Origin of the sequence: Polaromonas vacuolata, assembly GCF_012584515.1 — a bacterium.
GTDB classification, from domain to species: Bacteria; Pseudomonadota; Gammaproteobacteria; order Burkholderiales; family Burkholderiaceae_C; genus Polaromonas; species Polaromonas vacuolata.
Window position 1 is genome coordinate 621,431 of the sequence record NZ_CP051461.1, and the last position, 12,012, is coordinate 633,442.

The following is a 12,012-nucleotide window of genomic DNA, read 5'->3' on the forward strand; positions in this document are numbered from 1 at the left end:
CAATGATGATGGAAATAAAGTTATGCAGATAGAAGAAAAACCAGCGGATAAGCCACCTTTTGAAACCCTATTTGCTTGGATTGGTGGCGAGGATAGAGTTAAAGCACTGGTCGAGCGCTTTTATGACTTAATGGATTTAGAGTCCAACTTCGCCGTATTGAGCGCCGCCCATGGCAATACGCTAGAGAATGCGCGCGAGCGTTTATTTTGGTTTTTATGCGGTTGGATGGGCGGCCCACAGCACTACACCGACCGCTTCGGTCATCCCATGCTGCGCATGCGGCACATGCCGCAGCAAACTGGCGGTGGCTCTATCGGTATCGCAGAGCGCGACCAGTGGCTAGCTTGTATGAACCAAGCCATGACGGAGACCGGTGTTGATGAGGTTTTACGCATCCGTTTGAACGCGTCTTTCTTTCAGACCGCAGACTGGATGCGCAATCGCGGTGGTGCTTAACCACGGCGGCGACTACTAGTTGAGAGGGGCATTGAAAGCATAATTTGCTCTCAAGCCGCTCATTCGATAATCCCTTTTTTACTCTGTGGCGCCAGTATGGCCATGGAGTTGGATCTGAAAAAGAGGCTTGGAGAAAATTATGCAAATTTTTCTCATGCTTTTAAGCGCTTGATTACGCGTGTGCTTTCATACCCGCAAAGCCTCAGACACGTACTGCCAATAGTGCAAGCGCACCCAAAAGAAACGCGACAGCCGCAACCCATGAACCCACTACCCGCCTAGCAATTGGGAGCAAGGTTTTCAAGCGTGCGTTGTGATTTAGATTTAGGTTGTTTGATACTGACAGCAGCCAAAAAGTAAAAATCATGACTGTGGCCGCCATGCCAGTTAATTCTTGCCAACGTGGTTGCTCCATGTCAGCGGCAAACCCGGCGGCTAGTCCGCCCAGTACTGCCAACAGCAAGGAAAATGCAGTTGATGGGCGCCAAGCAAAGACTGCGCTGAGACCGAGGATGACCACCGCAGCCGGCGCCACAACGTCAGGAATATGTGCAGAAAACGCGCTAGCTAGAACCGATGCTGTCGCAGCCAGAGCGGCAGCAAGCACTAATTCAGATTCGCGAGTACTGAAAATTACCAACGCCAGACCAATCAGTGCGGCCAGTGAAAGAGGCGAAGTCAGAAGGTGAGCGCTTGCGCTCCAGATGGATGTTTCAGCACCAAAATTGCCATGTGCCGACGCACTGGCGCAGTTTAAAAGCGCTGCGCCAGCCAGTAATGCAGTGACAAATGATTTACGCGACACCGGGCATACCTGCAAGAATCCATACGCCAGCAGCTGCAATCACGCCGCCGCTAGCGCGCAATACCTGTCCACCTCGCGGCAAGCCCTTGACTAAGCCGATAGCAATGCCGGCAAGGTGTAGCAGGCCTGTGGAGATGACAAAACCAGCAGCATAGGCGGCTGGCGCGGCGGTCTTGGGTAATTCAGTGCCATGCGCGTGACCGTGAAACACGCCAAAAACTGCCACGATACCCACTGCAATAACCATGGGTGCGCGCCACGCGCTAGCAATCGATAGGCCCAGAACAATCACGGATGCCGCGATGCCGACTTCGACAAAAGGCAGTGGTACTTGGGCAATGCCGAGCACCCCACCGACCACCATCAACATGGGAAACGCAACCGGTAATGCCCAAACCAGAGGTCTGCCCAAGGTGGCGCCCCAGATGCCAACCGCCACCATGGCGAGCAAATGGTCTAGGCCAGATAAAGGGTGAAGAAAGCCCGATATAAATCCGCCCGCTACGCCTTCACCCGAATGCGCATTCGCTGACGCTGCAAAACACAGCAGCAAAAGGCCAGCGTACGACTTGTAGCGAGAAAGCTTTTGGGGTGTAGGCGCTACATTTAAATGTTGAGTCATAGGATTTTCTAAGGTTATGAAAGTGCGCCCGTATGGTTGCCGACGACAAGCAGCTGATTGCACGGCAACGATAAAGCATGAGTGAAAAAACTTCTGAAAATATTACGCAGTGACATGTCGGATAGATTCAAAAAACGGTCTGATTTATCAAAATTTATATTATTAATATTCTGTTGTTGGGAATGATAAAAATATTTGCCGTTTTAATTTTTAGATTTTATTTATTGCTTTAATAAAATATTTATTAGGAAAATATCAGAAAAACATATAAATTTATTCATATTTTAATTTGTAAAAAGTTTTTTTACAAAACAGCTTAATAATTAAGCGTAAATTTTTTAAATAAACGTTTGGTTTGTCGTTTGAAAATAAGTTAACTGCCGTAGTTGAAATGCTGGTTAGTAGTAAAGCAACCGCAAGTAATTCACTGATAAATTTGACAGATATTTTTATTTTTTTAATTTTGATACTACATACAATTTTTTAATTGTAAATAAAGTTTAATATTGCATTAAAACTAAAAAAATAATGAGATTATTCCGTATTTCTCAGATTCTAAAAATAAGATTTATATCTTAAATAAATTAATATTTACGCGTAAATTATTGTTAATTTTATTAACCATAACTAACAGCGCCATACCTATTTTTTGGTTTGAAATAGCATGTAGTAAATGCGGATTAAAATTATTTAAAGCTTTCAAATAGCTGTCATATATTTAAGTGAATCCAATTTTTTAGATGCGTAAATACTAACCTTAATAAAGATGTGCTTTATCGTAACGCGGATTCAAGTCTGAAGTGCAACTTTGAAATTAACCGTACGGGTGGGTGAGATGTGAGAGCATCCAAGCTTCCCGACTACCAAGTCAAAGTTGCCCAGAATGATTTACACACACCTCACCCGTGACGAACGTTACCAGATTGCAATCCTCGTCAAAGCAAACTTCAATCAAAGTGAAATTGCAAAAATGATGGACCGTGATAAATCGAGCATCAGCCGTGAGTTGCGTCGTAACCGCGGTCTACGAGGCTATCGCCCTAAGCAGGCAAATGACAAAGCCCAAGAACGTAGACTTGCCTGCGCCAATAGTCCTAGAGTTGCTGACTCGACATGGGCTGTAGTGGAGGAAAAGTTGGCTGAGGCTTGGAGCCCCGAGCAAATCAGCGGCCACCTCGAAGCTAGCCACCAACCCGGTGTTAGCTATGAGAGCATTTACCAGTACATCTACGCTGACAAACGCGCGGGCGGCACCTTGCATAAAACACTGCGTTGCCAGAAGACGCGAAAAAAACGCAGCAGTGGCCGTGAACGGCGCGGCACCATCTCTCACCAGGTCTCAATAGAACTGCGACCCGACATCGTGCTTGAGCGTGCGCGCTTTGGCGACTGGGAGGCTGATCTGGTGATTGGTGCCGGGCAGAAGCAAGCACTAGTGACGATTAATGAGCGTGTCTCTCGCTATTCAATAATTTTCCACGTGCCATTCAAAACAGCGCAAGCCGTAGGGGACGCGTTAATCACTTTACTCAAACCGTTCGCTCATTGCGTGCACACTCTCACGACTGATAACGGCAAGGAATTTGCCCAGCATGAACGAATAGCTTCTGCGCTGAGTGCAGATTTCTTTTTCGCCCATCCATACGCCTCGTGGGAGCGTGGGGCGAACGAGAATATGAACGGTTTGATTCGCCAGTTTTTCCCAAAGGGGATGCGCTTTAATTGCATCACCGACGATGACATTGCTTTAGCGATGCACAGGCTCAATCATCGTCCTAGAAAATGTTTAGGGTATCGAACGCCGCATCAGGTTTTTATGGAACAGTTAGAGTCCTATCAGCATACGGTTGCACTTCAAGCTTGAATCCGCCTAAATTAAAAATTATCTCAAATACTATTTTTGGCTTAGTTTTTTATGTAGTGAATGCCTTTATTAAGCGTTTTTTCGAGGAAGTATTTGTATCGGGCTTGCCAAATTAGGTAAGAAATATCGGCGACTAGTGATTTCCCCTAGCGCGACCGTAGAGCGATTCTTCAATCGCCACGTGTCGTGGATGTTTTGGGTCAAGAAACACGGTGATCGGGCTGAGACCTTTACGTGTAGGCCTGCAGCGCTGCGTAAGCAAAAGAAATCTTTGAATAAATGTTGAGTTCTTCAACCGTTTTTCCAAAAGAGGTCTTTAAAGCGATTGACCGGATCGCCGCTAGTATTGAGTTTGGAATAACCACGAAAGATAAAAACTAAAGATAACCACGAAAGATAACGCCGGTAAGTTAGGCCTAAAACTTTCTCATTTCAGCATTGGTGTTGATTAAATCGAACGGGGACAAGCGATGTGACAAGCGATGTGACAGGTCTGTTGCTGATAGGCTCGATAGCGACGAGTAAATGTTAAATTCGGCCCACAGCATTTGCCGCCTCAGGCTCTGCCATGACCGACAGCACATTAACCAAGGAAACTACGTGACCATTCAGCTTTATGCCTTCGACACCCCTAACGGTCGCAAAATTAGCGTTGCCCTAGAAGAAATGGGTCTGCCCTATGAAGTGCAAGTAGTAGACATCGGCAAGGGCGAGCAAAACGCCCCGAACTTTCTAAAAATCAGCCCGAACAACAAGATTCCCGCCATCACCGATCCTGACGGTCCGGGCGGCCAGCCGATTAGCATTTTCGAGTCCGGCGCCATCTTGCATTACCTAGGCGAGAAGACCGGACAATTCTGGCCGCAAGACTTGCGCGCACGGGTCTCAGTGATGGAATGGTTGATGTTTCAAATGAGCGGCTTTGGCCCCATACCGGGTCAGGTGCATCACTTTATTGCGCTAGCCAACGAAGCCGATAAGCACTACGCGCTAGAGCGTTTTATGACCGAGAACCGCCGCCTGTACGGCGTCATGGACAAGCGCTTAGCCGAGAATATTTTTTTTGCCGGAGACGCAATTTCCATCGCCGACTTCGCCATCGTCAGCTGGGTCTGGAGGAACGCCCGTCACAAGGTTGACTTGGCCGATTTCCCGCATGTGCAGCGTTGGTACCAAGCAGTGATGGCGCGGCCTGCGGTGATGCGGGGTTTTGCGGTGGCGCTGAAACGCGGTGATTAAAACTGATGAATAGTAGGTTGAAATTAGCTTTTGGGCGGATGAGTAGCCATCAAAAATAATTCAAACAAATTTATTTAGATTCACTCTTGCTGTCGTATCGGCCATCGTCTTTAACAGCGGTACCAATCACCGTAGGCGGAAGAAACTGTCGTAATTGAAAAATAAGAATAGCGGCAAAATCCTCTGGTATTTCTTTTGCCGCAACTTGGTGATTAATGTGTGCGATTTCTGCGTAAATAAAATCACTCGTCATATGTGGACCAAAGTTTTGATAAAGAGAGAGGTATTGCTGGCGTTGCTCAGTCAGTGCGTAGATTTGCTCATCCGTAATATCGCCAAGAGTGTCGGGATTCGTAAAGACCGTGTGCGTATCGGTTTCGAATTCGCCTTTAAGCCAAGCCAGGATTTCTTTAAATTGAGTGGGATTTGCTTGCCCGTGATTGAGGATAAGTCCTATTACTTGCAGCTTGAAATCGCGTGAAGTATTCGGCATTAACTTCACCTTCGACAACTCTTCCTGTACTTCTTGAGGATAGAAATAAGCGTTGAGAATATAAATAATTTCTAAGAGTTGCAGCTTTTTTGGTGCTGATAAAACGGGGCTCCCGAGTACTGCAGATTTGTCATAAAAAGCGGCATCAAACACTAAGTGTATGTGTTGTCTATAAGGCGTTGGGTCAATACCTTCCGCCATGGGTGTGGACAATAGTTCGTCGCGCAGTGCTTCGATCCATCCTTGTGGGCGTCGCCAGATACCTATTCCACTCATCACTGCAGCTATAAACACAGCCATTTTTTGCGGTGAGGTGTTGGCTTGAACGATGCCTATTAGTAGCGCTAATTGATATGGCTCATGATAGTTAACTCGTTCACCCCACTGACGAAACGTGGCTATGGTGTGGCGCATAGAAATAGCTGGGATGGCCGCATTCAATGCGATCAGCGCTTGGCGGGTTCTGTGAGCGTCTCCTCGAATTTGTTCGAGTAAAAAACGGTTAGCTGTTAGTGCAACAGTTGGCCGCTGACTAACAGCCCACAGCTGCGCAAGTCGTGTCTGTAACAAAGGCCAAATTGCGATCTTGATGCATGGGTTACGTTGCCAAGTACTCAACAATTCAATGGCCGATCTGGCAACTTCTGGTTCCCCCGCAGTTGTTGCCGCAATGATGAGGCCTTCGTGCCCAGCCGTCCCCAAGGTGGCGCAGAGATCAGCTGCAATGCCGTAAGAGTTGTTGGCAGCTAGATTGCTCAACAAACCTAGGGCTTGCTCGGCCACTGCGGTTTGTGCGGGATTCGTTGCCGCGGCGACGACAGCGGAGCGCCCCCTGGCCCCCAAGGTGGCCCAGAGTTCAGGTGTCCTGATGTAAGAGTTGGCAGTTAGACAGGCCAACAAACACAGGGCTTCCTCGGCTACTCCTGGTTGCCCCAAGCTTGTTGCCGCGGTGACGACCGCTGCGCGCTCAGCCGCCCCCAAGGTGGCCCATAGTTCAGCTGCCCTGACGTCAGAGTTGGCAGTTAGATGGCCCAATAAATTCAGGGCTTGCTCGGCCACTGCGGGTTGTGCAAGGTTTGTTGCCGCGGCGACGACATCATCTGCGCGCCCAGCCGCCCCCATGATGGCCCAGAGTTCAGTTGCTCTGACGTCAGAGTTGGCAGCTAGATGGGCTAATAAACCCAGGGCTTCCTCGGCCACTCCTGGTTGATTCGCAGTCGTCGCTGCGGCAAGGACAGCTGCGCGCCCAGCCGCCCCCAAAGTGGTCCACAGTTTAGCGGTTCTGATTTCAGATCTGCTGGCTAGATTGGCCAATAAACCTAGGGCTTGTTCGGTCACTTCTGGACGCGGGGATGTCGTTGCCGCGGCGACGACATCTGCGTGTCCAGCGACCTCCAAGGTGGCCCAGAGTTCAGCCTTTCTGACTTCAGAGTTGGCAGTTAGATTGCGTAACAAACCCAGGGCTTGCTCAGCTATTGCTGGTTCTGCGGGATTCGTTGCCGCGGTCAAGACAGCTGTGCGCCCAGCGGCCGCTAAGGTGACCCATAGTTCATCTTTTCTGACGTCAGAGTAATCAGTCAGATTGCGCAACAAACCCAGGGCTTGCCTTGCCACTGCTGGTTGTGCGGGGTTCGTTGCAGCAGTGACGATAGCTACGCGTCCAGCCACTCCCAAGGTGGCCCATAGCTCAGCTTTCATTGCTGCAGATTCATCCGAAAGCTCAACCAATAAACGCAGAGCTATTGCAGTCATTCGCGGTTGGCCAGGAGTCGTTGCCGCAGTGACAACGCCAGCGCGTCCAGTCACACCCAAGATGGCCGATAGCGCAGCGGTCCGAGTTCTAGAGCCCTCCGCGAGAGTGACCAATAAACGCAGAGCCATGAGGCTCGTTCGTGTTGAACCCGTTGTCCACACGGCAGTGATGATATTCGCATGTCCAACCTCTCCCAAACTGGCCCAAAGTGCAGCTTTTCTAGCCTCAGAGCTCATCACTAGATTGACCAACAAAGCCATTGCAGCCGCTCTTTGCGGTCCCGGTGTTGTGGTCGCAGCGACGATCGCGGCGTAATCAGCCTCGTTTAAGCTGTCCCATAGTTCGGCTGTCCTGAGTTCGGAGCCATTGGTGAGATTCGCTAACAAGGCTATTGAAGCTGCACTCAACTGGCTTGAAGTGGTGGCTATTTTGACTATTGCAGAACGTTCAGCAAGTCCAAAATTCGCCCAAATAACATCTTTTCTGATGGCGGAATTTGCAGCAAGATTGACCAATAAATCTATTGCTTGCCGTGCCACTTTTGGCTGCTGGATAGTCGTTGCAGCGTTAATTACTTCAGATATTCGTCCCTTGAGTTCGCGATACACAGCAGCTTGTTCTTCTAGACTAATGCGCGAGCGATTGAGTAATTTTTCTAATTCTTCTGGATGAATCAGCGCGCCCTGATGGGCGTTAACTAAAGTCGAGGGGGAAGAACTAGCGCTGCTGATTATTCTGGTGAGACGGCTGGAGTTGCTAGAGTTGCTAGAGTTGCTAGAGCTACTAGATCTACTCGCTTTAGTCTCAGTGCACTCTACAGCGACTGGTGTGACTGCGTAGCTTGATAAGCTTTTTGGAGAACCGAGACTGCCTTGGTGTCTGGGTATCTGGCTTGCAAGGCTGATGCGGCCTGCAGAGTTGATCTGAACGACTGGGCCTGAAATGGGCGGAATCTTTCTGTCTAGTCCTTGTCGAGAAATGGGATTTATGACAGCCGTTGCATGTGAGGGATTCATGTGTCGTTACCGGTTGAAATGAATAACTGTTGAGCAATATGAATAGAAGATAGTTATTAAAAATAATTGATTAAATTTGATGATTTTTGCTGGCATTTATAGCGCTGATTGGCTAGGCGTGCAAGCACGAAAACGCTAGTGGTTTGGTTGTCAAGCAAAGACAAAAAATATTGTTGTACGCGTTGAGTACCGCGTCAGTGAATTAGTATTTTTGATGCCGTACAAAAAAATTAAACCGCGGTTTCAAGCTTGAGATGCAATTTTTAAATTAAACGGATGAGCGTTCGGGTGGGTTATCTGGTGATTGACGCAGAGCAAAAGCCAAGCGTTGGTGACGATTGATAACCTCGTTTGACGCCAGCTAATAATTGTCTACGTGTTGTTTAAAAAACGCATGCCTTGGGGGAGGCGCTTGTCAATTTTTTAAACTATTTGCATATTGCGTGCAAACACTAACGACTAACAACGTAAAAATTTTTACCAAATACAGATGCATCGTTTTTTTGACTTTGGCTACAAATTTATTTTTAGCCAGCCTATACCTTTTTTGCAAGCGTGGAGAAAATTAAAATACGAATAGTTTTATTCCTTTTCAAAGGCTATGCACTTCAAGTTCTCATTTTTTCATTAAAAAATCTATTTGGATTCACTCTTGCTATCGTATTGACCATCGTCTTCAACAGCGGCATCAATCACTGTAGTCGAAAGAAATTGTTGCAATTGATGGATGAGAATAGCGCCAAAATCCTCTGGCATTTCTTTTCCTAAAACTCGGTGCTCAATGAGTTTAATTTCTGCTTGAATAAAATCACGCGTCATATGTGGTCGAAAGTTTTGGTAAAGAGCGAGGTATTGATCGCGTTGTGCTGTCAGCGCGAGGATCTCCTCAAAATCAATATGAGCAGAAGTGTCTAGATTCGTAAAAACTGTGTGCTTATCTGTTTTGAATTCGCCTTTAAGCCAAGTCAGAATTGACTTAAATTGAAAGTGGCTTGGTTGCCCGTGATGGAGGATAAGTCCTATAGCTCCCAACTTTAGATTGCGTGAAATATTAGGTGTTGATAACACTCTCGATAAGTTTTCCTGTGTTATTTGAGCGCTTAGAAACGCTGGAGAAAGGTAAATAATTTCTAACAGTTGCAGCTTTTCTGTCTCAAATAAATCTTGGTTCCCGAGTACTGCGGATGTGTTGCCGCAAGCTGCGTCAAACCCTAAGCCTATAAGTTGTCTATAGGGTGTCGGATCAATACCTTCAGTCAAAGGTATGTCCAATAGTTGATTGCGTAGTGCTTCGCGCCATTCTGGTAGGCGTTGCCTGATATTTATTCCACTCATCACGACAGCCATCAACACAGCCATTTTTTGCGGTGTGGAGTTGGTTTGAACTATGCCTGTCAATAATGCGGTTCGCTCTAGATGATGGCGGCTAACTTGTGCACCCCACTCACGAAGCGAGGCTATGGTGTAGCGCATAGCAGTAGCTGGGATGTCTGCATTCAATGCGTTTAACGCTTGGCGGGTTCTTGGAGCGTTGCCTCGAATTTGTTGAAATAAAAACCTGCTGCCTGCTTGCTGATTATCTTGCCGCTGAGTAACGACCCACAACTGCGCAAGCCGCGGCTGCAACAAGGGCCAAATTGCGGTGTGGATGTGCGGAATTTTTTGCAATCTACGTAACAATTGAATGGCCATACTAGCGACTTCTGGTTCCCCCGCAGTTGTTGCCGTAATGATGAGACGTTCGCACCCAGCCGTCCCCAAGGTGGTCCAGAGTTCAGTTCCTATGACGTCAGAGTTGGTCGTTAGATTGCGCAACAAACCCAGTGCTTGCCAGGCCACTTCTGTTTGCGCAGCTGTCGTTGCCGCGGCAACGACAGCTGCGCGCCCAGCGTCCCCCAAGGTTGCCCATATTTCGACTTTTACGACTTTAGATTTGGCCGCTAGATTAGCCAATAAACTCAGGGCTTGCCCGGCCACTTCGGCTTGTGTGGGGTCGGTTGCCGTATTGACTACAGCTGCGCGCCCAGCGTGCCCTAATATTGCCCAGAGTTCAGTTGTTATAACGTCAGAGTCGGCGACTAGATTGATCAACAAACACAGGGCTTTCATGGCCTCTGCAGGTTCGTGGTTCGTGGCAACGGCGACGACAGTTTCGCGCCCAGCTGGCCCTAAAGTGGCCTAAATTTCAGCTACTCTGCCTTCTGCACTGTGAGCTAGATTGCTCAACAAACTCAGGGCTTGCCCGGCCAATTCTGCTTGTGCGGGGTGGGTTGCAGCGGTGACTATAGCTGCGCGCCCTACGGCCCCTAAGATGTCCCAGAGTTCAGCTACTCTGACGTAAGAGTAGCTCGTTAGATAGGTCAATAAAACCAGGCCTGGCCTGGCCACTGTTAGTTGTGTGGGGTTCGTTGCCGCAGCAACGACAGCTGCGCGCCCAGCGTGCCCCAAGGTGGCCCAGAGTTCAGCGGCCCTGACATCAGAGTTGATCGCTAGATTGCTTAACAAACGCAGGGCTTGCTCTGCCACTGCTGCTTGTGTGGGGTCGGTTGTAGTGGCGGCGTTAACTACTTCAGACAGTCGACCCTCAAGTTCGAGGTACACCGCAGCACTTTCTTCATCACCCATACGCGAGCGGTTGAGTAATTTTTCTAACTCATCTGGATTAATCTGTGTGCCTTGATTTGTATTTACTGACAAAGAGAGGGAAGAGCTAGCGCTGCTGATTGTTCTAGTGAGATGGCTGGAGCTACTAGAGCTACTCGCTTTTGTCTCAGCGCTTCCTAAGCCTACTGGTATTACTGTGTAGCTATATAAGCTTCGTCGAGGAATGAGGCTGGCTTGGTGCGTGGATATCTGGCTTGTAAGGCTGATCTGCCCTGCAGCGCTGACCTGAATGACTGGGCTTGAAACAGGCAGAATTTTTCTGTCTGATCCTTGATGAAAAGTAGAGCTGCCAGCAGTTATTTTGTGTGAGGGATTCATGTGTCAATGCCGATTGAAATGAATAACGTTTAAGTAATAGGAATAGAATTTATTTTAAAAATTCGATTAAATTTAGTGATTTTTGTTGGCGTTTATAGCGCTGATTGGCTACGCTTACAAGCACGAAAACACCAGTGGTTTGGTAGTCAAGAAAAGACTAAAAAATCTTGCTGTACGCACTGATTACTGCATCAGTGAAATAGAATTTTCGATGGCGTGTAAATACAAATTAAACTGTGAATTTAAGTTTGAATTGCAATTTTGTAATTAACTGATCGTATGGCTGACCTGGTGGTTGCCGTAGGCCACAAGCCAAGCGCTGGTGTCAGCGAATGACACCGCTTCACGCAACTCAATATGCCCATATACCCATATGCCATTTTAATAGCGCAGGCCGTAGGGGAGGCGTTAATCACTTTTCTAAAACTATTTGCACATTGCGTGCAAATATACATAAGTCACAACGGAAAAGTGTTTGCCCAATATAAACGCATCAATTTTTATTTGACTGAATTTTTTTTCATCTACTCAGATGCTTTGTGAAATCGTAGAGAAAATAAAATACGAATAATTTATTTCCTTAGTGTTTTTCAAAGTGCGTACACTTCGTTCGCACCAAGGATGCTGAGGCTGCTTTGGCGATGCATAGACGCAGTCATAGTCCCAGAAAATTTTTGGGATACATAACGTAGCAATTTTTTTTATGGAGTAGTTGCAACTGAATAATCAAACAGTTGCACTTCAAGCGTGAATCCATCCTTCAAGCTTGCACTTCAAGCGT

General features: G+C 47.6%; 8 protein-coding genes. 3 read left to right on the forward strand and 5 right to left on the reverse strand.

The genetic code is table 11. From position 1 onward, the window contains the following. Nucleotides 1–22: 22 nt before the first annotated feature. Nucleotides 23–457, forward strand: coding sequence for a group II truncated hemoglobin (locus tag HC248_RS02980; protein WP_168921204.1), 435 nt, complete (start codon nt 23–25; stop codon nt 455–457). 202 nt (nt 458–659) lie between these two features. Here HC248_RS02980 and HC248_RS02985 read toward each other — a convergent pair whose 3' ends face one another. Then, a complete protein-coding gene (locus tag HC248_RS02985) occupies nt 660–1,262 on the reverse strand; it encodes a hypothetical protein (RefSeq protein ID WP_168921205.1) in 603 nt (200 codons plus the stop codon). Next, nucleotides 1,252–1,884: a HupE/UreJ family protein gene (locus HC248_RS02990; RefSeq protein WP_168921206.1), complete on the reverse strand. Its 633-nt coding sequence runs from the start codon at nt 1,882–1,884 to the stop codon at nt 1,252–1,254. Before HC248_RS02990 ends, HC248_RS02985 begins: the two co-directional genes overlap by 11 nt. Nucleotides 1,885–2,767: 883 nt before the next feature. Here HC248_RS02990 and HC248_RS02995 point away from each other — a divergent pair. Together HC248_RS02995 and HC248_RS03000 are read left to right on the forward strand one after the other, a co-directional pair. Next, on the forward strand, nt 2,768–3,748 hold the full coding sequence (locus HC248_RS02995; protein ID WP_168920864.1) for an IS30 family transposase: 981 nt from the start codon (nt 2,768–2,770) through the stop codon (nt 3,746–3,748). A gap of 600 nt (nt 3,749–4,348) precedes the next feature. Beyond that, nucleotides 4,349–4,987 (forward strand): glutathione S-transferase family protein, encoded by a 639-nt coding sequence (locus tag HC248_RS03000; protein WP_168921207.1) that lies wholly within the window; start codon nt 4,349–4,351, stop codon nt 4,985–4,987. 70 nt (nt 4,988–5,057) lie between these two features. On the opposite strand, the gene HC248_RS03005 is transcribed toward HC248_RS03000, so the two are convergent. From HC248_RS03005 to HC248_RS03015, 3 genes are all read right to left on the reverse strand, one after another. Continuing rightward, nucleotides 5,058–8,249 carry a hypothetical protein gene (locus HC248_RS03005; protein WP_168921208.1) on the reverse strand — a complete coding sequence of 1,064 codons (3,192 nt, stop codon included), beginning with the start codon at nt 8,247–8,249 and terminating at the stop codon, nt 5,058–5,060. Between the two features lie 636 nt (nt 8,250–8,885). After that, nucleotides 8,886–10,343: a hypothetical protein gene (locus HC248_RS03010; RefSeq protein WP_168921209.1), complete on the reverse strand. Its 1,458-nt coding sequence runs from the start codon at nt 10,341–10,343 to the stop codon at nt 8,886–8,888. A gap of 84 nt (nt 10,344–10,427) precedes the next feature. Next, nucleotides 10,428–10,946 (reverse strand): hypothetical protein, encoded by a 519-nt coding sequence (locus HC248_RS03015; RefSeq protein ID WP_168921210.1) that lies wholly within the window; start codon nt 10,944–10,946, stop codon nt 10,428–10,430. Between the last annotated feature and the right edge of the window lie 1,066 nt (nt 10,947–12,012).